Raw genomic sequence first — 24,720 nt, 5'->3', positions numbered from 1 at the left:
TCAGACCACCTCTCCGAGGGGTCGCCCCCCGTACTCCACCGAATCGGCGGTCATCCGCATGAAAGCCTCTTCCAACGAGTCCTCGACCTGGACCAGTTCCAGGACGGCGGCCCTCTCGTGAGCCGCGATCCGGCCGACATCGGCGGCCTCCGCCGCGTGCACCTCCAGCGCGCCGCCGTCGCCCGGCACCACCCGCAGCCCCTTGCGCACCAAGGCCTCGCGCAACCGCTCCGGCTCGTCGGCCCGCACCCGCACCCGGGAGCGGCCGTGCTCCGCGGCGAACTCGGCCATGGACACGTCCGCCAGCAGCCGGCCCCGGCCGATCACGACCAGCCGGTCCGCAAGCAGCGCCGTCTCCGTCATCAGATGACTGGAGATCAGCACCGCCCGCCCCCGCGCCGCCAACCCCTTGAGGAAGTGCCGCAGCCAGCGGATGCCCTCCGGGTCCAGGCCGTTGACCGGCTCGTCGAGGATCAGCACCTCGGGGTCGCCGAGCAGAGCCGCGGCGATGCCCAGGCGCTGACGCATCCCCAGCGAGAACCCGCCGACCCGCCGACGGGCCGCGGACTCCAGGCCGACCTGCTCCAGCACCTCGTCGACCCGCGCCCGCGGCATGCGCCCGGCGTGGGCGATGCAGAGCAGATGGTCGCGCGCGGTTCGTCCCGGATGCGCCGCGCCGGCGTCCAGCAGCGCGCCGACGTGGCGCAGCGGCTCGACCAGCCGGCCGTACGGCCGTCCCGCGATCAGCACCTCGCCCGCCGTGGGCCGGTCAAGCCCCAGGATCATCCGCAGGGTGGTCGACTTCCCCGCACCGTTCGGGCCGAGGAAGCCGGTGACCGAACCGGCCCGCACCTGGAAGGTGAGACCCTGCACCACCGTCCTGTCGCCGTAGGCCTTCACCAGACCCCGTACTTCCACGGCGGGTGCGTCGCCCGCACCGTGCGCCGTTCCGTTGTCCCTGTTCATGTCCCCAAGCCAATCGTCCGGCGGCCCCGGACGGATCCCCCGACGGCGGGAGTCACCTCCCCCCGGGGAGGGAGCTGATCCACATGAGACGTCTGCCGTCGACGCTCCACGACGCCCTGCGCCAGGGCCGTACGTACGCCCGCGGGCTCCATCTGCTGCTCGGCGGGGCCGTGGGACCGGTCTGCGTGCTGGTGTGGCCCGGCATCACCGACAACCTGGGCCGTACCCTCGCGGCCTGCGCCCTCGTGCCGGTGGTCCCCCTGCTGCTGCTCGGCCTGGTGCCGGGGACGCGGCGCGCGGAGGGCATCCAGGCGCGGCTGCTGCTCGTTCCGGACGACGAGAACGACATCGGCCGTGCCCCGGCCCGGAGTCTCTCCGACCGCCGGCGCACCAGCGTCTGGCTGGTGCTGCGCTGCTGGTGGGGACTGCTCGTCGCCACGGTCGTCGCCCAGCTGCTGTCCGTCACGGGAACGCTGGCGTCCGCGCCCGCCGTCGAGGGGGCCCGGACGATCCTCGGCGTCACCATCCCCGGCGGCCACCGGCACATCTGGTACCTGGGCCTGGTGCCGCCGCTGCTGCTCGCCGCGTTCGTGCTGGTCGTATGGGCCGGGCACGTCCAACTCGCCCTCGCGCGACGGCTGCTGGGCCCCTCGACGGCCGAGCGGCTCGCGGAGGCGGAGCGCCGGGCGGACGAACTGCTGGCCCGCAACCGGCTCGCGGGCGAACTCCACGACTCCATCGGCCACGCCCTCACGGTCACCGTGCTGCAGGCGAGCGCGGCCCGCGAACTCATCCACACCGACCGAGACTTCGCGATCCGGGCGCTGACCGCCATCGAGGACACCGGCCGCCGCGCCATGGACGACCTGGAGCGCACCCTCGGCTATCTGAAGGAAGACGAGCTGGCCGCCCGCACCGTCCGGCCCACGCTCGCGGACATCGGACAGCTCCTGGAGGCCAGCCGCGCGGCGGGCGTCACGGTGCGCTCGCGCACCGCCGCCGAGGTCGACGCCGTGCCGGGCGTCGTCTCCCGCGAGGCGTACCGCATCCTTCAGGAGGCGCTCACCAACGCCATGAAGCACGCGCCCGGTTCACCCGTGGACGTCGACCTGGACGTCACCGGCGAACAGGTCCGGCTCACCGTCGCGAACCCGCTGGTGGAGGAGGCCCCGCGGGCTCCCGGCACCGGCAAGGGGCTGCGAAGTCTGCGGGAGCGCGCCGCACTGCTGGGCGGCCGGGCCACCGCCGGAGCCGCATCGGGGCGCTGGACCGTCAGCGCCCGTCTTCCCCTACGGTTGGGATCGTGATCATGGACATCTCCGTACTCCTCGTCGACGACGAGGAGCTCGTCCGGGCCGGCATGTCGGCCATCCTCGGCAACGCCGAGGGCATCACCGTGGCCGGCGAGGCCTCCGACGGCTGCGAGGTGGTGCCGCTCGTCCGGAGGCTGCGCCCGGACGTCGTCGTCATGGACGTACGGATGCCCACCGTCGACGGCATCACCGCGACCCGCGATCTCATGGCCGCCGTCGCCGACCCGCCGAGAGTCCTGGTGATCACCACGTTCGAGCGGGACGACTACGTCTACGAGGCGCTCAGGGAAGGGGCGTCGGGGTTCCTGCTCAAGCGGTCCCGGCCCGCCGAGATCGTCCAGGCCGTCCGAACCGTGGCGACCGGGGACTCGGTGCTCTTCCCCGCCGCGATCCGCTCGCTGGTGGAGGGGCGTCAGGCCCGAGAGCCGGGCGACGCGCTGGCCCGCGCCCAGCTCACGGAGCGGGAGGCGGACGTGCTGCGGCTGATGGCGCGGGGGATGTCCAACGCGGAGATCGCCGCGCAGCTGTTCCTGGGGGTGCAGACGGTCAAGACCCATGTCAGCGGCACCCTGGCGAAGCTGGGGGCGCGCGACCGGACGCAGGCGGTGGTCCTGGCGTACGAGTCGGGGTTCGTCGGCGTGGGCTGAGAAGGCTCCGGGGCTCCCGGGGCCGACGGCATCCGTCAGCCGACGAGGTCCTTCAGGCGGGAGACCACCGTCGCCTCGGACTCGCCCTCCTGCGGCACCGGCACGACCTGGAGATGGGTGACCCCGGCCTCGCGGTAGGCGTCCAGGCGATCCCTCACATAGCTCTCCGTGCCGCAGATCGTGGTGGCTTCGAGCAGTGCGGCGGGCACGGCGGCCGCGGCCCCGGCCTTGTCGCCGGCCCGGAACAGCCGCTGGATCGTCTCCGCCTCACGGGCATAGCCGTACCGGCTGACCAGGTCGTGGTAGTAGTTGTGGCCGGGCGCGCCCATGCCCCCGACGAACAGCGCGAGCTGGCCGCGGGCCAGCTCCCGGGCCCGCTCGGCGTCCGGGCCGATCGCGAGCAGACCGCCCGCCGAGATCTGGAGCGGGCCCAGCTCGGGCGCGCGGGTCGCGGCGCCCTCCTTGAGCGCAGGCCCCCACACCCGGTCGCACCACTCGGGGACGAAGAACAGCGGCAGCCAGCCGTCGGCGGTCTCGGCGACCATCCGGACGTTCTTCGGGCCGAGCGCGGCCACCCACACCGGGACGGACGGGCGGACCGGCGGCGTCAGCAGCCGCATCGGCTTGCCGAGGCCGGTGCCCTGCCCCTCGGGCAGCGGCAGCGTGATCGTGGACCCCTGGTGACGCACCGGCTCGTCCCGCCGCCAGAAGGCGCGCATGACCTCGATGGTCTCGCGGGTCCGGGCCACCGGCGCGGCGTACGGCACCCCGTGCAGACCCTCGACGACCTGCGGGCCCGAGGAGCCGAGGCCGAGGTGGCAGCGTCCGCCGGACAGGGCGTCGACGCCGGCCGCGGTCATCGCCAGCAGGGCGGGCGTCCGGCTGAACACCGAGAGGATGCCGGAACCGATCTCGATCCGCTCGGTGCGGGCGGCGAGGAAGCCCATGAAACTGGGTGCGTCGTAGCCGTACGCCTCCGGCACCCAGACCAGGTCGAGGCCGGCCCGCTCAAGTTCGGCCACCTGGCCGGCCGCGGCGACGATGTCGGTGTCGTACTTCAGCTGCATGGAGATCTTCATGGCGGGGGCTCCGGGGGTGCGTCGGCGGGGTGACGGGACGTCAGAGGCGGGATTCGACAGCACGCGTCAGGCGCGCGGTGCGTCGAGGCGGGGGAGGGCGCCCTCGGCGATCAGCTCCCGGACCCGGAACTTCTGGATCTTCCCGGAGGCGGTCAGCGGCAGCCCGTCCGCGAGGTACCACCGGGCCGGGATCTTGTGCGGGGACAGCTGCTCGCGGCAGAGGGCGACGCACTCCTCGACGTCCGGGCCCTCCGGGCGGTCGGCGGCGGGCAGCAGCACCGCGGCGACGATCTCGCCCCACCGGTCGTCCGGCACCCCCACCACCAGGGCGTCGCGGACGCCGGGCAGCGTGCTGAGGAAGGACTCGACAGGCCCGGGCGCGATGTTCTCGCCGCCCCGGATGATCAGGTCGCTCAGCCGGCCCTCGATCCGGACCGCACCGGTCGCGTCCATCGAACCGAGGTCCCCGGTGTGCAGCCAGCCGTCCGCGTCCACCTTCCGCGCGGTGGCCTCCGCGTCGCCGTAGTACGCGAGGAGCTGCTGGTAGCCGCGGGCGCAGATCTCGCCGGGGACGCCGAGCGGCTGCACCCGGCCGGTGTCCGGGTCCACGATCTTGCACGCGACGTGCGGCAGCGGCCGGCCGACGGTGCTGGTCTTGTCCTCGGCGGTGTCGTCCGGCCGGGTCAGGGTGACCACGGAGGCCAGCTCGGTCTGTCCGTACAGGTTGAACACCGTGGTCGAGAACAGTTCCTCGGTCTCGGTGATGAGCTGCGGGCGCACCGGCGCCGCGCCGGTGAGGACGGAGGAGAGCCGGGCCGGCGCGCCGTCGGCGGAGCGTGCCACGTCGTTCAGGGCGGTCAGCACCGTCGGCACACTGGTGAGCACCGCGCCGGGCGAGCGGCGCAGCACCTCGAAGAGGACCTTGGGGTCGAAACGCTCCAGGAGCGTGAAGACGCCGCCGCTCCACAGCGGCCCCAGGCAGGAGATGACACAGCCGGCGGTGTGGAACATCGGCAGCGGGGAGACCACGGTCGCGCCGTCGTGGACGCCGAGCCCCTCGAAGGTCAGCCGGGCCACGTTGACCACGGACCGGTGCGAGAGCAGTACCGCCTTCGGGTCGCCGGTGGTGCCGGAGGTGAACTGTATCTGCGCCGGGACGGCGGCGATCTCCTCCTGAGAGGGCAGCGGCGCGGCACCCCGCAGCGACTCCCACGCGGCGAGCGGCACGACGTGCCGCAGACCCGGCAGGTCCGGAGTCACCGCCCGTACCGTCCCGGCCATGTCGTAACCCCGGACGGCGTCGGCGTGGATCAGCATCTCGGCCTCGGAGGTGCGCAGGGCGTGCGTCAGCTCGCCGGCCCGCAGCGCCGGGTTGAGCGTCACCAGCGTCACCCCGGCCAGCGCCGCCGCGTACGCGACGATCGGCCACTCCGGGACGTTCGGCGCCCACAGGGCGACCCGCGCGCCGAGTCCGACGCGCTCCCGCAGCCCGCCCGCCACGCTCTCGGCCTCGGCCAGCAGCTCGGCGTACGTCCAGCGGCGCGGGGCGCCGCCGTCGTCCGGGACCGACTCCAGGGCCGGAGCGTCCGGCCGGCCCGCGGCGACCTCGCGCAGCAGGGAGCCGACGGTGTGGTCCGAGAGCGGCGCCTCGGTGTCCGCGGGGCGGAGCGACTCGACGAGAGGGGTCTCGATGTGCGGAACGCCGGCGTGCGGGGTGCCGGTGCGCGGGGCGGCCGGTGCGGTGCTGACCTGCATGGTGACTCCTCGGCGGTGGGCTGCCGGTCCGTCCGGCGCTGGTCCCATCCCACCGCGCGGGCCCCTGACGCCGGATCCCCCGGCGGCTGGAAGCCGTTCCCTCCCGGGAGGGAACCGGACGGGGGAGGCAGGAACCGTGCAGATCCCGTCCAGGGCCGGCCGTCCGGACGCCGGTAACGTGCGCCCGCTTGTGCCCGCCCTCGACCGGAGGCCGCGGGGGCGAAAGGAGTCGCAGGTGGAAATGACGGCGGGCTGGCCGGCCCTGGACGGCATACGGGTCCTCGATCTCTCGCGGTTGCTGCCCGGCGGATTCACCACGGTGCTGATGGCCGACCTCGGCGCCGACGTGGTCAAGGTGGAGAGCCCGGACGGCGGCGACTACGGCAGGCTGGTCGAGCCGGAGACGTTCGCGGCGCTCAACCGCAACAAGCGCTCCCTCGTCCTGGACCTGCGTGACCCGGCCGGGCGGGACACCCTGCTGCGTCTGGTGGAGCGCAGCGACGCCGTGGTGGAGAGCCACCGGCCCGGCGTCCTCGACGCCATGGGCCTCGGGTACGCGCGGCTGCGCGAGGCCAACCCGCGGGTGGTGCTGTGCTCGATCACCGGCTTCGGACAGCACGGCCCCTACGCCTCCCGGCCCGGCCACGACCTCAATTTCCTCGCACTGGCGGGCTTCTTCGCCGTGCCGCACCGCCCCGGCGAGCGCGTCGACCGGGTGGGCCTGAGGATCGCCGACCTCGCCGGAGCGATGTACGCGGCGCTGTCCACCGCGGTCGCGGTCGCCTCCGCCCGCGCCACCGGCCACGGCCAGCACCTCGACGTGTCGCTGCACGAGGCGGCCGCCGCCTGGGCCGGACCGCTCGCGCTGCCTCTGCGCACGCTGCCCGACCCCGCCGACAACCCCCTGGTCACCGGCGACAACGACGTGTTCACCGCCGCCGACGGCGGCCGGATCGCGCTCGCGACCTTCGAGGACAAGTTCTGGCTGACCTTCCGCACGGCCTTCGCCGGGGAGTTCCCCGAGCTCGACGACGACGCGTACGACCGCCGCGCGGCGCGCACCCGGGCCCGTGGGCGGATCCGGGAGCTGCTCACCGGCGTCTTCGCCCGCCGCGACCTGGCCTGGTGGTGCGCCGCGCTCGCCGGCCTGGATCTGCCCTGGGCGCCGGTGTACGAGACCGCCGACGCGTTCCTGGCCGACGTACACGTCGCCGCCCGCGACCTGGTCGGGTCCCTGCCGGGGTCGCCGACCGAGGAGCCGCGCCGGCAGGTCCGCTTTCCCGTCCTGTTCGGCGCCGGACTCGACTCGCTGCGCGGTGCCGCCCCCGGGCACGGCGAGCACACCGCCGAGATCCTCGCGGAGCTGGACCGATGAGCGGGCGCGGCGCGTTCGCGGAGAGCGCCGAGCACCGGGCGCTGCGGGAGGCCGTCGCCGCGTTCGCGCGCGGCCGGGGCGGCGCCGGTCCCGACCCGCGCTCCCCGAAGGAGCTGTGGGCGGAGGCGGGACGGCTCGGCTACCTCGGGGTCAACCTGCCGGAGGAGTACGGCGGCGGGGGCTGCGGGATCACCGAACTCTCGCTCGTCATGGAGGAACTCGGCGCGGCCGGCAACCCGTTGCTCATGCTGGTCGTGTCGCCCGCCATCTGCGGCACGGTCATCAGCCGCTTCGGCACCCCGGAGCAGAAGCGCCGGCTGCTGCCCGGACTGGCCGACGGCTCCTCCCGGATGGCCTTCGGCATCACGGAGCCGGACGCCGGGTCCAACTCCCACCGGCTGACCACCACCGCCCGCCGCGACGGCACGGACTGGCTGCTCACCGGCCGGAAGGTCTTCGTCTCCGGGGTCGACGAGGCCGACGCCACCCTGATCGTGGGCCGGACGGCGGACGCCCGCACCGGCCGCCTCAAGCCGTGCCTCTTCGTCGTCCCGCGCGACACCCCCGGCTTCGCCCACCACGAGATTCCGATGGAGCTCAGCGCCCCGGAGAGGCAGTTCGAACTCGTCCTGGACGACGTGCGGCTGCCCGCCGACGCGCTGGTCGGCGAGGAGGACGCGGGACTCCAGCAGCTCTTCGCCGGGCTGAACCCCGAACGCGTCATGATCGCCGCGTTCGCCGTCGGCCTGGGCCGGCACGCCCTGGACAAGGCCGTGGACTACGCCCGTACCCGGCAGGTGTGGTCGACCCCGATCGGCGCCCACCAGGCCGTCGCCCACCCGCTCGCCCGGATCCACGTCGAGCTGGAACTCGCCCGGCTGATGACCCGCAAGGCCGCCGAACTCTACGACGCGGGCGACGACATGGCTGCGGGCGAGGCGGCCAACATGGCCAAGTACGCCGCCGCCGAGGCCTGCGCCCACGCCGTCGACCAGGCGATCCACACCCTGGGCGGCAACGGCCTGACGACCGAGTACGGGCTCGCCTCGCTGCTGACGCTCTCCCGGGTGGCGCGGATCGCCCCGGTGAGCCGGGAGATGATCCTCAACTTCGTCTCGCACCACACCCTGGGGCTGCCGAAGTCCTACTGACCTCGCCCCTGCGTACGACCGTGGCCCCGCCGGGCAACCGGCGGGGCCACGGTCATGAGGGTCCGGACGCGGCGGGGGGCCGTAGGGCGGGGATGCCGTACGGCCCCCTGATCAGTGGGCCAGGGAGAGGCCGACGCCCTGCTCGACGGCCCGCGCGTACACGGCGGCGGCCAGCGCGATGTCCTGGACGCCCATGCCGAACGGGTTGATCACCACCCGGTCGTCCCCGGCGACCGTCCGCGCGTAGTCACCGGCGAACAGCTCGGGCAGGGAGGCGTCCACCGAGCGGCCGCCCGCCGGGGCGGCGGTCCCCGGGCCGGCGACGCGGCCGGCCCGGGCCAGCTTGCCCAGCAGCCGGTGGTCGTCGTCGACGACCAGTTCCCAGTCGTCGACGAACAGGTGGTCGCAGCCCAGCAGCAGGCTCTCCGCCGCGTCGTCGAGGGACACGTTGACGAAGGTCCCACCCGTCGGCACCCAGTCCAGCTCCACGTACGGCTCGGTGGTCGTCGTCACCGCGACCGTCACCTGGGCCCGCTCGACGGCGGTGCGGGCGTCCGCGGTCACCGTGACGGCGACCGCCGGGTCCACCGCGCGCCAGCGGGCGGCGAGCTCCTCGGCCCGGCCGGCGTCCTGGTCGTGTACGAACAGCTCCTCGACGCCGGTGCAGGCGCTCGCCAACAGCTCCCGGTGGACCTCGGCCTGCCGGCCGCAGCCGAGGAAGGCCACCCGCCGGACGGCCGCCAGGTCTCGTACGGCGCGCAGCGCGGCGATCGAGACGCCGGCCGTGCGCAGGGCGCTGATCCGGCCGCCCTCCATGATGCAGACCGGCCGCGCGGTCTCCGGGTCGTCGAGCACGACCAGCCCGGCGGCGCGCGGCCGGCCGAGGCGCCGGTTGCCCAGCGAGGCGTTGATGATCTTGCAGCCGTAGGCGCCGCCCGCCCAGCCGGGCAGGATGAGGCTGCGCGCCGACGCCCCCGACGGCGTGGTCCAGCGCAGCGCGGCCTCGGGGGTGAGCCCCGCCTCCTTGCGCCGGTAGGCGAGCAGCGTGTCGTGTGCCAGGTCGGCGACGGGCAGCCCGTCGCAGAGCCGGGCCACGTCGGCGCTGTCCAGATAGGTGAGCGTCGTGTCGTCGTGCGGGGGCATGGGTGCGTCCCCTTCCGGGGGTTCGGCCGCATTCGCGGGTTCGGCGGGGTGGGCACGGGCGGTCACCCGGCACGCACCCGGTCCAGCAGGTCCAGGGCCGCGCGGATCTCCCCGGTGCAGCCGGGACCGCCGTCGGCCGGGGTGTCGCGGAGCTGCGGGTACTTCTCCCCGCTGTCCGGGCAGACGCAGGCGATCTCCCGGAGCGACGGGTCGAGGAGCGCCCGGGAGACGGCGGCCAGCACCGCGGCGCCGCCGCTGCCCCCGAGCGAGATCCCGGTCCTCCGGGCGATCAGCGCGCAGGCCGCGGCGGCCGCCTGGTCCGTCAGTCGCACCATATGATCCACGTGATGCGGCTGGACGAAACCCGACACCTGTCCGGAGCCGAAGCCCATCAGCTTGAACGGCCGGTCGGCGGGGGTGCCGCCGAGCGCCGAGGACCCCACCGCGTCGACCGCGACGACCTGGGTGTCCGGGGCGTGGTCGCGGAAGAACCGCGCGATCCCCGCCAGCGTGCCCCCGGTCGACACGGCCACGGCGACCGCGTCGAACCGGCCGTCCGGCGCGGCCTTCATCAGCTCCGCGGCGGTCTGCCACTCGTGCACCCCGGGGTTGGCGGGGCTCTCGTACTGGTTGGTCCACACGGCATCGGAGCCGGCCGCCACGATCTCCCGCACGGCCTGGAGCCGGGCCCCGAGGGTCCGGCCGCCAGGCACCTCGGGCACGGTCACGACATCGGCGCCGTACCCGCGCATCCGCGCGACGCTGGCGGGCGGCGTGCTCGGCTCGACCACCAGCGTGCAGCGGTAGCCGCGCTGCGCGCAGAGCCCGGCGAGCGCCACGCCCAGGTTTCCGGAGGTCGACTCGACCACCCGCGTCCCTGGACGCAGCGCCCCGCTCGACTCCAGGGCGTTCAGCAGGGCCTCCGCCGTACGGGCCTTGATCGACCCGAAGGGGTTCTCGGCCTCCAGTTTCAGCCAGATCCGCACGGTCCGGTCGCCGACCGGGACGACGACCGGTCGCAGGGGTGTGTCGCCGATGGCCGCCAAGGGCGCGACGAGAGCTGTGGTTTCGGTCATGGCGCTCAGTCCTTGAGGCTGTCGACACGGGCCGTCGGCTGCTGCCGCACGGGCGGGACGGTCCGCTGGGGACCGATGTCGGCGAGGTCGTAACCGTGCGGGTAGCCCGGGTACGTCCGCGCGGTCGGCCGGGTCATCAGCCGCGCCATCAGCCGCGGCGCGACGCGCTCGGCCCCTGCGTGGCCGAGCAGCCCGGCGCGGTGGACGGTCCGCACCCAGCGGGGCGGGACGGGCAGGCCGAGGGCGTCCAGCGCCGGCGCGTCCAGCCGGCACGGCAGCGTGGCCACGACCAGGTCGCTGACCGGGCGGCGGTACCAGGACGCGTACAGGTTCAGGATGTTGGTGCCGACGCGGTGGTTGCTCGCGGCCCGCTGGAAGCGGGCCCGTTCGTACTCGCGGTTGAACCGCTCGAACGACTGGTAGTCGGTGGGGAGTTCACGGATGTTCATCCGCTTGCCGACCCCGGTGAAGAAGTAGAAGGCGGCCAGCCGCTCCGTCTCGGAGGTCCGCCGCCAGGCCCAGCGGTCGATCCAGCGGACCGGCTCGAAGACGAAGGTCGACAGGACGTACAGCATGTCCTCGTTGGCGATGTCGAACCTGCGGTGCGCCTGGTTGATCTGCCGGATCGCCTGGCGTCCGCGCGTGGAGTCGTAACCCCCGCGCACCAGTTCGCCGAGCAGGATCCGGGTGTCGTCATAACGTTTCTGCGCGCGCAGGGCGAACTCGCCGCTGCCGTCCAGGACGTCGGAGATGGCGGGCACGCAACAGGTGCGCCAGATCGCCACCTCCAGCCCCCGGCCGTAGTCCCAGGGGAACTCGCGGTCGGAGGATATGCGGTGGATCTCCTGGTGGTCCGCCTTCGGGTCGAGGGTCTCCAGATGTCTGAGTGTCGCGTAACGGTCTCGCATGGGTACCCCGTTCACGGTGGGTCACGGTGGGGGAAGTCGGTCGAGGGCGCGCGCCTACAGCGGAGTGGAGCCCGCGGCGCTGGTGACCTCGGGCCGTGTGGGGTCGAACCGCAGCGTCTCGAAGCGCCACTGGAGCTGGCCGGTGAGCCAGCTCCGCAGCCCCGCGACGTGGCGCTCCAGGCTGTCCGCCGGGAAGAGCGCGCGCTGCGCGGGCGTCAGGAGCTCCGCGAAGGAGGAACTGAGCTCGGTGAAACGGTCGAAGCGGCCCTGGACCATCTCCCCGACGGCGTCCGCGGCGGTCTGCAGGTCCGTGCCGTGCGCGTGCCGGTGGACCAGGACCAGGTTGTGCGGGTCGCCGAGCAGCGCCTCCTTCTCGCAGCTGAACAGGTCGTTGGTCCACAGGTCCGCGTCGGACAGCGCCGCGTTCATCTCGGCGAACGCCGGCAGCGTGTAGATCTCCTCCGGCACCTCGAAGTGCGTGGTGACCTCGATGAGGTCGAGGTACGGCATGAGCGCGCGGCCGCGGTGGGCGATGTACTCGTCCAGGCCGGGGACGCGGCCCGTGAGCCGGTTCTCCGACTCCCACACGCAGGTGTCGAAGAAGGCCCCGATGTGCGCGGCGAGCCGTCGGCGCCAGGCCGGTGAGGTCAGCGGGGCGGTGCGGCGCCACAGGTCCGCGTAGGCGGGGCGGAACACCTGGGTGAGGGAGTGCGCCGCCGGGCCGGGGTCGTCGTCGACGGAGCCGTCCTCGGTGAACCAGCCGAGCACCTCGTCGCAGACCTCGCGCAACCGCTCCGGCTCCGTGCCGAGCGAGGTCTCGTCGAACTGGTCGTCCAGGACGAGCATGCAGCTGATCCAGTCGGTCACGAGCTGGAGCTCCTCGGCGCCAGCGTGCGGGTACGCCCTGCCCATCAGGGTGCCGAGCAGGGAGCGCTCGTGGTGGCGGCGGGCGGCCTCGTCGGGGGCGAGGCCGAAGCGGGCCACGAAGGCCCGGGCTCCGGCCTCCGCCCGGTCGGCGAACGGACTGAGCTCCGGAGGGAACTCCACATGGATGTGCGGCATGCGCAGGGGCACGGTGTCACCCGTCGTTTCGAGTCGCGGTGCAGGGATCAGGGGTGCGGGGGCGTGGGGCGTGGGGGTGGGGGTGGGGGAGAAGCGGGGGCCTCGGCTCGGCGGCATTCACCGGGCGCGCTCAGCCGGGCAGTTGGAGGGACTTGACCTCCTGGAACTCCTGGATGCCGTGGCGGCCGAGCTCCCGGCCGATGCCGGACTGCTTGTAACCCCCGAACGGAGCCGCGGCGTTGAACTTCGCGCCGTTGACGTCGACCTGGCCCACCCGCAGCCGGCGGGCCACGGCGACGGCGCGGTCCTGGTCGCCGGACCACACGGTGGCGGCGAGGCCGTACTCGGAGCGGTTCGCGAGGGACACCGCCTCCTCGTCGTCCTCGAACGCCATGACCGCGAGGACGGGGCCGAAGACCTCCTCGCGGGCCAGGGGCGAGGACGGGCTGACGTCCGTCCAGACGCTCGGCGCCACGTAGTGGCCGGTCGGGGGCAGCGCGGCCGCGGTGTCCTGGCCCGTGACCTGTCGGGCGCCCGAGCGGGCGGCCTGCGCCAGATGGCCGAGGACCCGCTCCCGCTGCCCGGCGGAGGCGAGGGGGCCCAGCAGGGTCGCCGGGTCCTCGGGGTCGCCCGGCACGTAGCCGGCGACGACCTCGCGGACGATGTCCAGCGCCTCGTCCAGCCGCGCCCGCGGCACCAGCAGCCGGGTGCGGGCGGTGCAGGTCTGTCCCGCGTTGTGCAGGGCGCTGCGGACCCCGTCCTCGACCGCGGCGGCCAGGTCGGCGTCCGGCAGGACCAGCGTGGCGGACTTGCCACCCAGCTCCAGGCAGGTCTTCTTGACCGTACGGGCCGCCGCCGCGCCGACCTCCCGGCCGGCCTCCAGCGACCCCGTGAAGGACACCAGGTCGACGCCGTCGTCGACGGTGAGCGCGGCGCCCGCCGTCGCGCCCCGGCCGGGCACCAGGTTGAAGACGCCCGGCGGCAGCCCGATCCCGTCGATGAGCTGCGCGAGGAAGTACGAGGAGAGCGGGGCGAGTTCACTCGGCTTGAGCACCAGAGTGCAGCCCGCCGCGATGGCCGCGCCGATCTTGGCGACCGCCTGGTGCAGCGGGTAGTTCCACGGGGTGATGGCGCCGACCACGCCGACCGGCTCGCGCACCACGAGGGAGTGCCCGATCCGCTCCTCGGCGGTGGCCGCGGCGAGCTCCGCCGTGAAGCCGTCGAGCACCCGCACCGGCAGCCCCGCCTGGACGCGCCGGGAGAACGTGATCGGCGACCCCATCTCCCGCGTGACGGTCTCCGCCAGCTCGTCCTGGTGCTTCACCAGGGCCTCGCGCAGCGCCGTCAGGGCCGCCGTGCGCTCCTCGACGCCGGTCGCCGCCCAGCCGGGCAGCGCCCGGCGGGCCGCGTCCACCGCGCGCCAGACGTCCTCGCTGCCGCAGTCCGGGACCTCGCCGACGATCCGCAGGGTCGCCGGGTTCTCCACGGCGATCGTGCCGGTGGCGCGCGGGGCGGTCCACCGGCCGCCGACGTAGACCTGGTGCAGAGGGAGGGAATTCATGGCGTGACGGGTCTCTTTCGGCAGGTTCGAATGAGCTGAATTCCTCCGGCGAACAGGCAGGAGGGAAGGAATTGACGACGTGACGGCGGACCAATGTACGGAGCTCGGCCGCCCGCGGACTGGATAAATTCTGTATGTCGAACTGCCGCCCGAATCGGGTGGTGACGACCCGCGAAAAGGAGTTAAGGTGCGGTGCTTGAAATGCCGGGACGGGTGAGTTCCCGGCCGTTCGAGAAGCCCAGGGAAGCAGGCCGTCAGTGATACCCAGCCCGGTACGTACCCGGAATGCCGCGAGCCCGGACGGGCGCTGGCTGCGCCGGCCCCGCCCGGTGCCCGCGCCGAGGAGCCGTCTGGTGTGCCTGCCGCACGCGGGCGGCACCGCCGGCGCGTTCTACGGCTGGGCCGACGCCCTGCCGGACGACGTGGAACTCGTCGCGGTGCAGTACCCCGGACGGCAGGACCGCTTCGGCGAGGCGTGCGTCAGCGCCATGGGGCCGCTCGCCGACAGCGTGGCGCGGGAGCTGCTGCCGCTGTTCGACCGGCCGGTCGCGCTGCTCGGCCACAGCATGGGCGCGGCCCTCGCGTACGAGGTCACCCTGCGTCTGGAGGCGCTGTACCGGGCCCGGCCGCGGCACCTGTTCGTCTCGGGACACGGCTCGCCGCTGAGCCCCCGGGGCGGCCGGGACCTCCATCTGCGGGACGACGACGCCATGGTCGAGGGCCTGCTCGCGCTCGGCGGCATGGACCCGGCGGTGGTCGCCGAGCCGGAGCTGCTGGCCCTGCTGCTGCCGTCGTTCCGCGCCGACCTGACCCTGATCGAGACCTACCGGCCCGCCGCGGCGCGGCCGGTGACCGTGCCGGTGACGGCGTACGTGGGTGACGCCGACCCGGGTGTGCCCGTCGCGCACGCCGCCGCCTGGTCGGACGCGACGTCCGGGGAATTCTCCCTGCAGGTCTTTTCCGGCGACCATTTCTCCCTCGTGCAGGGGAGCGAGATCGTCACGGACGTCGCCCGCGTTCTCGCGGCCCCGCACTGACCCCCGTATGTCCCTCGTTGCAGCCCCCCTGCTTCCCGCTCCTTTCCTCGGCTTCCCCGCGCACCCGACCGCCGGCCGCCGCGGGAATTCTCTCCGGCGCCGTATCGGCGCCGCCCGCACGAAGTCATCCCGACCCGAAGTATTTCCTGTTCCAAGGAGCCTTTCGACATGCTGCCCGACGACGACGTGGCCACGAAGGTCCGCGCACTCATGGTCGACGCCCTCGATCTCCGGCTCGACCCCCAGGACATCGGTCCGCAGGTCTCGCTCTACTCGCCGATGATCCAGCTCGACTCGCTCAACCTGCTCCAGCTCCTGCTCGCCGTGGAGACCGAGTTCGGCGGCCACATCGAGGACGAGGACGTCATGGAGGCCGACCTGGAGACCGTCGGCGACCTGATCGAGCTCGTCCGCCGGCATGTCGCCGGCCTGCGGACGGAGACCCCGGCATGAAAGCCGTGCGCAACCAGTACCTGCTCGACGAGGACGACGTCCCGACCCACTGGTACAACATCCTCGCCGACCTCGACGTGCCGACCTCCGACGTCCGCCGGGCCCGGCCCGCCGCACGGCCGGACGGCGACGCGACCGGCGACGCGCAGACCACCGACCGCGGGTCCACCGGGGCCAACATCCCGCTCTCCATGTACCGCGGCAGCGTCGGCACCGAGCGCCATGTGAAGATCCCCGACCCGGTGCGCGCGCAGTACCAGCGCTGGCGCCCCACCCCGCTGATCCGCGCCCACCGCCTCGAGCAGGCCCTCGACACCCCCGCGCACATCTACTACAAGTACGAGGGTGCCAACGCCTCCGGCAGCCACAAGCTCAACTCGGCGCTTGCGCAGGCCTATTACTACAAGAAGGCCGGCGTCCAGGAGATCACCACCGGCACCGGCGCCGGCCAGTGGGGCACCGCGCTGTCGATGGCCTGCCACGCCCTCGACCTCGCCTGCACCGTCTTCATGGTCAACTGCAGCTACCGGCAGAAGCCCTACCGCCGGGTCCTGATGGAGCTCAACGGCGCCCGCGTCATCCCCAGTCCGAGCGGCACCACCGAGGCGGGCCGCGCCCTGCTCGCCGCCTCGCCCGACGGCGACGGCAGCGTCGCCATCGCCAACGCCGAGGCCCTCGAACACGCCCGGACCGTGACCCGCGGCGCCTTCTCCGTCGGCAGCGGCGAGAACCACGTCCTGCTGCATCAGACGGTCATCGGCGAAGAGGCCCTGCTCCAGATGGAGCTGGCCGGGGAGTTCCCCGACGTGGTCATCGGCGCGATGGGCGCGGGCAGCAACTTCGCCGGTCTCGCCTTCCCCTTCCACCGCGAGAAGCTGCGCACCGGAGCCACGACCCGGCTGGTGGCCGTGGAGCCCGAGGCGTGCCCCAAGATGACCCGGGGCCGCTACGCGTGGGACTACAACGACTTCTCCGGCACCACCCCCATGACGAAGATGTACACCCTCGGCCACACCTTCGTCGCGCCCGGCGTGCACGCCGGCGGACTGCGCTACCACGGTGCCGCGCCGCTGGTGAGCGCCCTCTACGACCGCGGCCTGATGGAGGCCGTGGCCTACGGGCAGAAGGACGTGTTCGAGGCGGGGGCGTTCTTCGCCCGTACCGAGAACCTCATCCCCGCCCCCGAATCCGCGCACGCCGTCAAGTGCGCCGTCGACGAGGCCGTACGCGCCCGCGAGGAGAATCAGCCGCGCGTCATCCTCTTCAACGTCAGCGGCCACGGCCTGCTCGACCTGTCCGCGTACGACCAGTACCTGGCGGGCACCCTGGAGGACCACGTGGTCTCCGACAGTCACATCGCCGCCTCGCTGGCCGGGCTGCCCGCCCTCGACCCGGTCGGCGGCCGCCCGTGAACCTCGACCCCACCGAGGAACAGACCGCCCTCGCCGACCGGTTCCGCCGGCTCGGCCGGGACCTCGGCGCCGACCTCCCGGCCCGCGAACGCACCGGGACGCTCCAGCCCGGCGACTGGCAGCGCTGCGCCGACGCCGGAGTCCTCGGCCTCCCCGTGCCCCGCGCGTACGGCGGCCTCGGCCTGACCCCGCTGACCTGTGCCCTCGCCTTGGAGGGCTTGGGCGAGGGCTGCCGCGACAACGGCCTCATGATCGCGCTCGGCGCGCACATCTGGGCCGCCGAGGTCCCGCTGCTGCTCTTCGGCAGCGAGGAGCAGAAGAACCGCTATCTGCCCGGACTCTGCGACGGCCGACTGATCGGCGCCCACGCCATCACCGAGGCCGGATCCGGCTCCGACGCCCTGTCCCTCACCGCCACCGCCCGCCGCGACGGCGACCACTACGTCCTCGACGGCGCCAAGCGCTTCGTCACCAACGCGCCCCTCGCCGACGTCTTCCTCGTGTACGCCACCGTCAACCCGGCCCTCGGGTTCACCGGCGTCACCGCCTTCCTCGTCGAACGCGGCCAGGCGGGGCTGACCGTCGAGACCCGCTACGAGAAGGCCGGACTGCGCACCGCGCCCTGGGGCGAGATCACCCTCAGCGGCTGCCGCGTCCCGCTCTCCGCGCGGCTCGGCGCGGAGAAGCAGGGCTCCCGCATCCTCGCCGCCACCATGGCCTGGGAACGCTCGATGATCCTGGCCCCGCTGCTCGGCGTCATGGGACGCCAGATCGACGACTGCGTCCAGTACGCGCGCACCCGTGAGCAGTTCGGCCGGAACATCGGCAAGTTCCAGTCCGTGTCCCACCGCATCGTCGAGATGCGGATCCGGCTGGACGAGGCCCGGCTGCTCACCCACCGGGCCGCCTGGGACCTGGAGCGGAGCGTCGCCTCGCACTACGCCGAGGCGGCCCAGCTCCGCACCAGCGAGTCCGCCGTCGAGACCTTCCTCGACGCCCTCCAGGTGTACGGCGGCCTCGGCTACACCACCGACACCGACGTCGAACGGAATCTGCGCGACGCGCTCGGCACCCGGATCTCCTCCGGCACCTCCGACATGCAACGGCTGGTGATCTCCGAGAAGCTCGGCCTCACCACCCGCGCCCGCGCCGCGTCCCCCCGCCCCGCAGGAGCCCGCCATGCGCACGCTGAATGAGCTGCTGACCCGCGCCGTGGCCGCCCGGCCCACGGCCGAGGCGGTCCGCCACCGGGGCCGCTCCACCGACTACGCCGGCCTGGACCGGGCGGCCACCGCGCTCGCCGCGACCCTGCGCGAGCAGGGCGTCCGCGCCGGTGACCGGGTGGGCCTGTGGTTCGGCAAGTCGACCGAGACCCTCGTGACCCTCCATGCGATCCTCAAGTGCGGGGCCGCGTACGTCCCGGTCGACCCGGCCACGCCCGTCGCCCGTGCCGCGTACATCCTCGGCGACTGCGCCGTCCGCTGCCTGGTCACCGACGCGCCCCGGCTCGCCCTGCTCCAGGAGCACGGCGTCCCCGCCCCGCTGCGCACAGCCGTCCTCGTCGGCGACGAGCCCGCCCCGCCCGGCGACCCGGCGCTCCGGTCGACGAGCTGGGCGCAGGCGGTGGACCGGCCGGCGCCCGACGGGTTCGCGCCCGCCGCCGTCGGCCCCGACGACCTCGCCTACATCCTCTACACCTCCGGATCCACCGGCACGCCCAAGGGCGTCATGCTGTCCCACCGCAACGCGCTGGCGTTCGTCGACTGGACCGTGACCGAGTTCGGGCTCACCGCCGAGGACCGGCTGTCCTCCCATGCCCCCGTCCACTTCGACCTGTCCGTCTTCGACGTCTTCGCCGCCGTGAGCGCCGGTGCCTGCCTCGTCCTCGTGCCCGAGCACCAGCGGGCCCTCGGCCCGGCGCTCAACCGGCTGGTCGCCGAGGAGGGCGTCACCGTCTGGTACTCGGTGCCCGGCGCCCTCATCCGGATGCTCGATGCCAAGAACCGCGCCCTGATGGAGGGTTCACGACTGCGGACCGTGCTCTTCGCGGGCGAGCCCTTCGCGCTCAAGCACCTGCGGCGGCTGCGCGCGGCGCTGCCAGGAGCGGCCCTGCACAACCTGTACGGCCCGACCGAGACCAACGTCTGCACCCACCACCGGGTCACCGACGCCGACCTCGCCCCCGACCGCACCGCACCCCCGCCCATCGGCCGTCCCTGCCCGTACGCCGACGCCCGGCTCCTCGGCCCGGACGGCGGGCCGGTCCCCGACGTCCCCGGCGCCGAGGGCGAACTCTGCGTCACAGGCGACTCGGTGATGCTCGGCTACTGGGGCCGCACCCCGCCCGCCGAGGCCGTCGGGGGAGCGGCCCGGACCCACCGCACCGGCGACCTCGTCCGGTCGCTGGAAGGTGGCGGCTACCTCTACCTCGGCCGCCGCGACCACATGATCAAGATCCGGGGGCACCGGGTCGAACCGGAGGAGATCGAGGCCGTCCTGATGCGGCTGCCCGACGTCCACGAGGCGGTCTGCGTCGCCGTCCCGGACGCCCACGGCGACCAGGAACTCCAGGCCCATGTGGTGCCCGCCGACGGCGCGGCTCCCGACCCTGCCGACCTGCGCGCCCACTGTATGGCGACCCTCCCGCGCTATATGGTCCCCGCCGCCTTCCACCTCGCCGACTCCTTCCCCCGCACCTCGACCGGCAAGACCGACCGCCGGGCCCTGGCAGCCCTTCCCCTCCGGGAGGCGGCGTGACCGCCCGCGTGCTCACCCTGCGCCGGCCGAGCCGGCTGCTCGGCCGCGACAAGGGCGTCAACATCGTCCTGCCCGGCGGCTACAGCGAGGACGGCCCCGCCCACCCCGTCCTGTACCTGCTGCACGGCTACGGCGGCAGCAAGGACACCTGGCTCGTCAACACCCGTCTCGTCGACCTGGTCAGGGACAGCCGGACCATCGTCGTCCTGCCGCAGAGCGGACGCCGCTGGTTCGTCAACGACCACGCCGGACTGCGGTACGAGGACCACCTCGTCCACGAACTCGTGCCGGCGGTCGACGCGCGGTTCCACACCCGCGCCGACCGCTCCGGGCGCGCCGTCGGCGGCTTCTCCATGGGCGGGGCCGCCGCGCTCTTCCTGGGTCTGCGGCACCGCGACGTCTTCGGCGCGGTCGCCTCGCACGCCGGGGCCTTCGAGGCGCCGCTGCGGACCGGGGATCCGTACGCCACGTTCCGCTCGGACCCCGCGTTCGCCATGCCCACCGTGGAGAGCCACGAGCGGGTCTGGGGCCCGCCCGGCAGCGAGACCCGGCGGCGCTACGACCCGTACCGCCTGATCGGACAGGACAGCCGGACCCCGCCGCCCGCCCTCTACCTGGACATCGGCACCGAGGACCACGACCGGATGCGGGCCATGAACCGCCGGGTCCGCGACGCGCTGCGTGAGCGCGGCCACGAGGTCGCGTACCACGAGCGGCCCGGCGGCCACGACTGGCGGTTCGTCGACGGCGCCCTGCCCGCCTCGCTGGAATTCGTCGCCCGCCACACCGAGGAGCGGACGCATGAACGCATCTGAACCCTCCCTCCTGGTCACCCGCCCCCTCCCGGGCGTCGTCACGGCCGCCCTGAACCGGCCCGCCCGCAGGAACGCCCTGAACGAGGACCTGTTCGCCCGCCTCACGGACCTCTGTGCCGGACTGCGTGCCGACTCCTCCGTACGGGTGCTCGTCCTGACCGGCGCCGGGGACACCTTCTGCGCCGGGTACGACATCGACGAGGTCGGCCGGATCGCCGCGCTGCCCCCGCTCGACCTGCTCGCCCTGCTGCACCGGCAGGCCGAGGCGATCACCGGACTGACGGCCCTGCCGCAGACCGTGATCGCCGCCGTCGACGGCTCCGCCGTCGGCGCCGGGCTCTCCCTGGCGCTCGCCGCCGACATCCGGCTCGCCGCGCCCGGCGCCCGCTTCCAGGCCTCCTTCGTGAAGATGGGACTCTCCGGCGGCGACATGGGCGCCTCCTGGCTGCTGCCCCGGCTGACCGGCCTCGGCTTCGCCTCCGACATGATGCTCACCGGCCGGTTCGTGGCCGCCGACGAGGCCCTCGCCCGCGGCCTGGTGAGCCGGGTGACCGCCCCCGGCGAACTGGCCGGCGCCATGCTCGGCCTCGCCGCCGAGATCGCCGCGAACAGCCCGGTCTCGCTGGCCCTCACCAAGCAGGTGCTCCGGGCGAACACCGACGCGCCTTCGCTGGCGGCCGCCCTCGAACGGGAGGCGCCCGTCCAGGTCGTCGCCGCCCACTCGCCGGACGTCCGCGAGGCCGTGGCCGCCTTCCGGGCCCGCCGCGCCCCCGACTTCGGCCCGGCCCGGCCCACCGACCCCCAGCACGCCGGGGACGCCGTCCCGTCGGCGACCCCCTCCTGAAAGGAACCCCACGTGACCACCGAGAACGCCTGGCGACCCCGGATTCTGCGCCCCGCCGACGTGGGCGCCGACGCCACCCCGCAGGGCCTGGAGGAGTACCTGCGGGCCACCGACGTCGGCCGGCTCCTGGCCGAGGAACGCGCCGTCTACCTCCGCGGCTTCGGCATCACCGCCGACAGCTACGACGGCGCCGCCGACCTGCTGCTGGCGAACCGGCTCGCGTACGTCCACGGCAACTCGCCGCGCACCAAGGTCGGCCGCAACCTCTACACCTCCACCGAGTACCCGGCCGAATTCGAGATCTCCATGCACAACGAGATGTCGTACGCGCACACCTGGCCCTCGCGGATCCTGTTCTTCTGCGACGTGGCGGCGGCCACGGGCGGTGCGACCCCGCTCGTCGACGGCCGGCTCTGGCTGGAGTCCATCGACCCGGAGATCCGGGCGGCCTTCGCCCCCGGCGTCCGCTACACCCAGAACCTCCACGACGGCATGGGCTTCGGCAAGAGCTGGCAGGCCACCTTCGAGACCGAGGACCGGGCCGAGGCCGAGGCGTTCCTCGACGGCGCCGAGGCCGAGTGGAGCTGGCAGCCCGACGGCACCCTCCGCGTCACCCAGCTCCGCCGCGCGACGCTGGAGCACCCGGTCACCGGCACGGAGGTCTGGTTCAACCAGGCCGACCAGTGGCACATCGCCGGACTCGGCGACGACGCCGCCGCGCTCGCCGAACTCATCCCCGAGGACGAGCTCCCGCAGAACGCGTTCTTCGCCGACGGCAGCCCCATCCCGGCCGAGTACATCACCCACGTCCAGGAGATCGGCATGAAGACCGCCGTGGACGTCGCCTGGGAGGCCGGCGACCTGCTGCTCGTCGACAACGTCGCGGTCGCGCACGGCCGCCGCGCGTTCACCGGGCAGCGCCGGATCCTGGTCGCCATGGCCTGATCCGCGCCTCCGCTCCCGTACACGCCTCGAAGGGCCGGCCCGGGCGGGCCGGCCCTTCGAGGCGTTCACGGTGGGGGGCGGGAACCGTCAGGACGCCCACCGGTCGAGGGCGGCCAGGAACGCCGGCACGTCGTCCGCGATCCGGCCGGTCGCCGCGAACCGCCGCGACGGCAGCCCTTCGACGACGCGCCGCAGCGTCTTCTCCGTCTCCCGGACGACCGGCGCGAAGTCGAGCCGCAGGAGGTTCGCCATCGCGCCCAGCGTGCTGCGCGGGCCCGCGCCCAGGACCTGCCCGGCGCGGTTCTCGGAGGAGACCGGGACGTCGCCGTCCCGGTCCACGAAGACCACCAGGTCCACCGGCAGCGGCCGGGCCGGGGCGGGCCCGGCCCCGGGGCGCACCGGAAACAGGTACTCCCGCCCCCGGTGGTCCGCGGGCAGCTCCGAGGCGTGCCCCTCGACCGGCGTCCCGGTGACCCGCTCGATCAGAGCCCGGTCGTCCGGATGCGCCCGGCACTCCCACGCGCCGCTCAGGAACAGCGGCACGACGGCCCGGTCAGCGGTCACGAACACCAGATCCTCCGCGACCACCCGCCAGCCGTGGGCGAAAGCCGCGAGACCGAGGGTGGACTTGCCCGACCCGGACGCCCCGGCGAGCAGCACGGTGAACCCGTCGTCACGGGTGACGGCCACGCCGTGGATCAGCGCCATCCCGCCGCTCAGCATCAGTGGGGCGATCAGCGCCGTCCGCGTCAGCTTGCGTCGGAACGCCTCGTGGCTCGCGGACACCTCCACGAGGGCGCCGGGTGCGCCGCCGGACAGGGATGCGTCGTCGGCGCGCGGCGTGCCGTCGGCTGCGCCGTGGGCGGGGGTGGGGGCGGGCGACGCCGTCAGCAGTCCGGCCGTGCCCGAGCCCTCCCGGGCCGGCCAGTGGATCCGGCGGATGTCCCCGCTCTCGCTGTACGAGGCCCAGGGCCCGCCCGGCGCCGGCGGCGGCTCGCCGGACGGCGGGCGGTACGCGTCCACCGCCCGCACCCGCAGCCGGACCGCCCCCGGGCCGGGGAGCGGTCCGGCGCCGCGGGCCAGTGCCCCCGTGAAGACGTCGAGCCCCTCGACCGGATCGACCCCGTCCCAGAAGGTCCCCGCCGCGCCCGGTGGCACGGCGAACTCCCAGTCCGCCACGACCCGTTCGGAGACCAACCGCCCGGAGACGGCCGGGCTCGGACGGCCGGGGGCGGCCGGGCCCGCGGCGGACGCAGCCGGGGCGGCCCGGCCCGGGGCCGCCGGGCCGGGGCCGCTCAGGTCACTTGTCACGGTAGGCGGCCTGCCTCGCCATCGTGTGGAGCTCGGCGGCCCAGTCCGGGTCCAGCGCCCCGCGTACCGCGGCCCGCGCGGTCTCGATGCGCTCCGCGATCACCGCCTCCACCCGGTCGCGTACCCCGGTCCTGATGAGCACCTCGTGCAGCCGCTCGGGGTCGGCCCCGGCGAGATCGTCGCCGACCAGCTCCCGGACCTCCGCCTCGTGGCGCAGCGCGATCGACATCAACAGCGTCATCTTGTGCTGCTTGAAGTCGAGCTGGGCGGGCTTGCCGATCACGTCGGAGCTGCCGAACGCGTCCAGCAGATCGTCCCTGAGCTGGAACGCCTCGCCGAGCGCGAGACCGTACCGCTCGAACGCGGGCCGCAGCTCCTGCGCGCCGGCCAGCTCCGCGCCCATGGCCAGCGGCCGGTAGACCGTGTAGCGGCCGGACTTGAACAGCGCGATCCAGCTCGACAGTTCGGGGTCCGGCACGAACCGGGCGGCGGCCCGTACATCCAGGAACTGACCGACCATCAGCTCCGTGCACAGCTCGCCCCAGATCCGCCGGGCTTGCGGCGGACAGTCGACGAGCAGCCGCTCCGCGTACACCAGCGCGAGATCGCCGGCGAGGACGGCGACGCTCTCGCCGTACCGGCGCGGCTCGCCGCGCCAGTCCCGCTCCGTGTGCAGCGTCGAGTGCACGACGTGCGCGGTCGGCTCGTTGCGGCGCAGCCCTGAGTCGTCCATGACGTCGTCGTGCAGCAGCGCGAAGGTGTGCAGCAGCTCCAGGGCGGCCGCCACGTCGACGACGACCTGCGCCTCCGGGTCGCCGCCGCCGGCGAGATAGCCGGCGACGCAGAACGCGGGACGCAGGCGCTTGCCCCCGCTGCCCACCATGCGGCTCACACAGTCGATCAGTTCGGCCGAATCCGCGTTGAGCGCCGCCCAGGAGCGGCGCTCCTCGGCGAGGAATTCATGAATGCGTCGCTCCACCCGCGCCAAGACGCGGTCGCGTGTTTCGCGGGCGGCGACACCAGTGAATTCTTGACTCACTGGGAAGGTAGTGGACATGCGGATCTCCTGATACCGGGTAGACCTCAACACGCTCTTTCTCGCACACCCAA

Annotated in this window: 22 protein-coding genes; 12 read left to right on the top strand and 10 right to left on the bottom strand. The window is 73.9% G+C overall.

The window, feature by feature from the left end:
* Window positions 1–966, bottom strand: coding sequence for an ATP-binding cassette domain-containing protein (locus ACFC0G_RS02975; protein ID WP_376396250.1), 966 nt, complete (start codon window positions 964–966; stop codon window positions 1–3).
* 83 nt (window positions 967–1,049) lie between these two features.
* Here ACFC0G_RS02975 and ACFC0G_RS02970 point away from each other — a divergent pair, with 83 nt between their 5' ends.
* Both ACFC0G_RS02970 and ACFC0G_RS02965 read left to right on the top strand, forming a co-directional pair.
* Complete coding sequence (locus ACFC0G_RS02970) at window positions 1,050–2,273, top strand: sensor histidine kinase (RefSeq protein WP_376396247.1); 1,224 nt, start codon at window positions 1,050–1,052, stop codon at window positions 2,271–2,273.
* A gap of 2 nt (window positions 2,274–2,275) precedes the next feature.
* Window positions 2,276–2,926, top strand: a complete 651-nt coding sequence (locus tag ACFC0G_RS02965) for a response regulator (RefSeq protein ID WP_376397256.1) — start codon at window positions 2,276–2,278, stop codon at window positions 2,924–2,926.
* A gap of 35 nt (window positions 2,927–2,961) precedes the next feature.
* Here the strand turns inward: ACFC0G_RS02965 and ACFC0G_RS02960 are convergent, their stop codons facing one another.
* Entirely contained in the window at window positions 2,962–4,005 is a 1,044-nt protein-coding gene (locus ACFC0G_RS02960; protein ID WP_376396244.1) for an LLM class F420-dependent oxidoreductase, read from the bottom strand.
* A gap of 66 nt (window positions 4,006–4,071) precedes the next feature.
* On the bottom strand, window positions 4,072–5,760 hold the full coding sequence (locus ACFC0G_RS02955) for a class I adenylate-forming enzyme family protein (protein WP_376396241.1): 1,689 nt from the start codon (window positions 5,758–5,760) through the stop codon (window positions 4,072–4,074).
* 241 nt (window positions 5,761–6,001) lie between these two features.
* Between ACFC0G_RS02955 and ACFC0G_RS02950 the strand changes: the two genes are divergently transcribed.
* A complete protein-coding gene (locus ACFC0G_RS02950) occupies window positions 6,002–7,135 on the top strand; it encodes a CaiB/BaiF CoA transferase family protein (RefSeq protein WP_376397253.1) in 1,134 nt (377 codons plus the stop codon).
* Complete coding sequence (locus tag ACFC0G_RS02945) at window positions 7,132–8,286, top strand: acyl-CoA dehydrogenase family protein (protein WP_376396238.1); 1,155 nt, start codon at window positions 7,132–7,134, stop codon at window positions 8,284–8,286. Before ACFC0G_RS02950 ends, ACFC0G_RS02945 begins: the two co-directional genes overlap by 4 nt.
* Window positions 8,287–8,397: 111 nt before the next feature.
* On the opposite strand, the gene ACFC0G_RS02940 is transcribed toward ACFC0G_RS02945, so the two are convergent.
* The 5 genes from ACFC0G_RS02940 to ACFC0G_RS02920 form a co-directional block, all read right to left on the bottom strand.
* The gene (locus tag ACFC0G_RS02940; protein ID WP_376396235.1) at window positions 8,398–9,429 is read right to left on the bottom strand and encodes an ornithine cyclodeaminase; all 1,032 of its coding nucleotides are present in this window, start codon (window positions 9,427–9,429) and stop codon (window positions 8,398–8,400) included.
* A gap of 62 nt (window positions 9,430–9,491) precedes the next feature.
* Window positions 9,492–10,505, bottom strand: coding sequence for a PLP-dependent cysteine synthase family protein (locus ACFC0G_RS02935; protein WP_376396232.1), 1,014 nt, complete (start codon window positions 10,503–10,505; stop codon window positions 9,492–9,494).
* A 5-nt stretch (window positions 10,506–10,510) separates the two neighbouring features.
* Complete coding sequence (locus ACFC0G_RS02930) at window positions 10,511–11,413, bottom strand: oxygenase MpaB family protein (protein ID WP_376396231.1); 903 nt, start codon at window positions 11,411–11,413, stop codon at window positions 10,511–10,513.
* Window positions 11,414–11,467: 54 nt separating this feature from the next.
* A complete protein-coding gene (locus tag ACFC0G_RS02925) occupies window positions 11,468–12,487 on the bottom strand; it encodes a hypothetical protein (protein ID WP_376396228.1) in 1,020 nt (339 codons plus the stop codon).
* Between the two features lie 118 nt (window positions 12,488–12,605).
* Window positions 12,606–14,036, bottom strand: coding sequence for an aldehyde dehydrogenase family protein (locus ACFC0G_RS02920; RefSeq protein WP_376396225.1), 1,431 nt, complete (start codon window positions 14,034–14,036; stop codon window positions 12,606–12,608).
* A 353-nt stretch (window positions 14,037–14,389) separates the two neighbouring features.
* Between ACFC0G_RS02920 and ACFC0G_RS02915 the strand changes: the two genes are divergently transcribed.
* From ACFC0G_RS02915 to ACFC0G_RS02880, 8 genes are all read left to right on the top strand, one after another.
* Window positions 14,390–15,073 (top strand): thioesterase II family protein, encoded by a 684-nt coding sequence (locus tag ACFC0G_RS02915; RefSeq protein WP_376396223.1) that lies wholly within the window; start codon window positions 14,390–14,392, stop codon window positions 15,071–15,073.
* Window positions 15,074–15,241: 168 nt separating this feature from the next.
* Complete coding sequence (locus ACFC0G_RS02910; protein WP_376396220.1) at window positions 15,242–15,526, top strand: phosphopantetheine-binding protein; 285 nt, start codon at window positions 15,242–15,244, stop codon at window positions 15,524–15,526.
* Window positions 15,523–16,938 (top strand): TrpB-like pyridoxal phosphate-dependent enzyme, encoded by a 1,416-nt coding sequence (locus ACFC0G_RS02905; protein ID WP_376396217.1) that lies wholly within the window; start codon window positions 15,523–15,525, stop codon window positions 16,936–16,938. Before ACFC0G_RS02910 ends, ACFC0G_RS02905 begins: the two co-directional genes overlap by 4 nt.
* A complete protein-coding gene (locus tag ACFC0G_RS02900; protein WP_376396214.1) occupies window positions 16,935–18,134 on the top strand; it encodes an acyl-CoA dehydrogenase family protein in 1,200 nt (399 codons plus the stop codon). The genes ACFC0G_RS02905 and ACFC0G_RS02900 overlap by 4 nt, the downstream gene beginning before the upstream one ends.
* The gene (locus tag ACFC0G_RS02895; protein WP_376396211.1) at window positions 18,118–19,695 is read left to right on the top strand and encodes an amino acid adenylation domain-containing protein; all 1,578 of its coding nucleotides are present in this window, start codon (window positions 18,118–18,120) and stop codon (window positions 19,693–19,695) included. The genes ACFC0G_RS02900 and ACFC0G_RS02895 overlap by 17 nt, the downstream gene beginning before the upstream one ends.
* Entirely contained in the window at window positions 19,692–20,510 is an 819-nt protein-coding gene (locus ACFC0G_RS02890) for an alpha/beta hydrolase (RefSeq protein ID WP_376396208.1), read from the top strand. Before ACFC0G_RS02895 ends, ACFC0G_RS02890 begins: the two co-directional genes overlap by 4 nt.
* On the top strand, window positions 20,497–21,354 hold the full coding sequence (locus tag ACFC0G_RS02885) for an enoyl-CoA hydratase/isomerase family protein (protein WP_376396205.1): 858 nt from the start codon (window positions 20,497–20,499) through the stop codon (window positions 21,352–21,354). The genes ACFC0G_RS02890 and ACFC0G_RS02885 overlap by 14 nt, the downstream gene beginning before the upstream one ends.
* A 12-nt stretch (window positions 21,355–21,366) precedes the next feature.
* Window positions 21,367–22,299: a TauD/TfdA family dioxygenase gene (locus ACFC0G_RS02880; protein ID WP_376396201.1), complete on the top strand. Its 933-nt coding sequence runs from the start codon at window positions 21,367–21,369 to the stop codon at window positions 22,297–22,299.
* Between the two features lie 87 nt (window positions 22,300–22,386).
* Here ACFC0G_RS02880 and ACFC0G_RS02875 read toward each other — a convergent pair whose 3' ends face one another.
* Both ACFC0G_RS02875 and ACFC0G_RS02870 read right to left on the bottom strand, forming a co-directional pair.
* Window positions 22,387–23,610, bottom strand: coding sequence for a hypothetical protein (locus tag ACFC0G_RS02875; RefSeq protein ID WP_376396198.1), 1,224 nt, complete (start codon window positions 23,608–23,610; stop codon window positions 22,387–22,389).
* On the bottom strand, window positions 23,600–24,589 hold the full coding sequence (locus tag ACFC0G_RS02870; protein WP_376396195.1) for a polyprenyl synthetase family protein: 990 nt from the start codon (window positions 24,587–24,589) through the stop codon (window positions 23,600–23,602). The genes ACFC0G_RS02875 and ACFC0G_RS02870 overlap by 11 nt, the downstream gene beginning before the upstream one ends.
* Window positions 24,590–24,720: the final 131 nt, after the last annotated feature.

This window comes from Streptomyces sp. NPDC056169, from assembly GCF_042268445.1.
Lineage (GTDB): Bacteria > Actinomycetota > Actinomycetes > Streptomycetales > Streptomycetaceae > Streptomyces.
Note: the sequence above shows the minus strand (reverse complement) of the source record. Positions and strands in the feature narration are given on the sequence as shown.

Bases quoted from the DNA above. Each gene is read 5' to 3' on its own strand.
- ACFC0G_RS02885 (WP_376396205.1), top strand. From the start codon at position 20,497: ATGAACGCATCTGAACCCTCCCTCCTGGTCACCCGCCCCCTCCCGGGC.
- ACFC0G_RS02940 (WP_376396235.1), bottom strand. From the start codon at position 9,429: ATGCCCCCGCACGACGACACGACGCTCACCTATCTGGACAGCGCCGAC.
- ACFC0G_RS02960 (WP_376396244.1), bottom strand. From the start codon at position 4,005: ATGAAGATCTCCATGCAGCTGAAGTACGACACCGACATCGTCGCCGCG.
- ACFC0G_RS02910 (WP_376396220.1), top strand. From the start codon at position 15,242: ATGCTGCCCGACGACGACGTGGCCACGAAGGTCCGCGCACTCATGGTC.
- ACFC0G_RS02920 (WP_376396225.1), bottom strand. From the start codon at position 14,036: ATGAATTCCCTCCCTCTGCACCAGGTCTACGTCGGCGGCCGGTGGACC.
- ACFC0G_RS02965 (WP_376397256.1), top strand. From the start codon at position 2,276: ATGGACATCTCCGTACTCCTCGTCGACGACGAGGAGCTCGTCCGGGCC.
- ACFC0G_RS02930 (WP_376396231.1), bottom strand. From the start codon at position 11,413: ATGCGAGACCGTTACGCGACACTCAGACATCTGGAGACCCTCGACCCG.
- ACFC0G_RS02935 (WP_376396232.1), bottom strand. From the start codon at position 10,505: ATGACCGAAACCACAGCTCTCGTCGCGCCCTTGGCGGCCATCGGCGAC.
- ACFC0G_RS02950 (WP_376397253.1), top strand. From the start codon at position 6,002: ATGACGGCGGGCTGGCCGGCCCTGGACGGCATACGGGTCCTCGATCTC.
- ACFC0G_RS02970 (WP_376396247.1), top strand. From the start codon at position 1,050: ATGAGACGTCTGCCGTCGACGCTCCACGACGCCCTGCGCCAGGGCCGT.
- ACFC0G_RS02945 (WP_376396238.1), top strand. From the start codon at position 7,132: ATGAGCGGGCGCGGCGCGTTCGCGGAGAGCGCCGAGCACCGGGCGCTG.
- ACFC0G_RS02955 (WP_376396241.1), bottom strand. From the start codon at position 5,760: ATGCAGGTCAGCACCGCACCGGCCGCCCCGCGCACCGGCACCCCGCAC.
- ACFC0G_RS02905 (WP_376396217.1), top strand. From the start codon at position 15,523: ATGAAAGCCGTGCGCAACCAGTACCTGCTCGACGAGGACGACGTCCCG.
- ACFC0G_RS02975 (WP_376396250.1), bottom strand. From the start codon at position 966: ATGAACAGGGACAACGGAACGGCGCACGGTGCGGGCGACGCACCCGCC.
- ACFC0G_RS02895 (WP_376396211.1), top strand. From the start codon at position 18,118: ATGCGCACGCTGAATGAGCTGCTGACCCGCGCCGTGGCCGCCCGGCCC.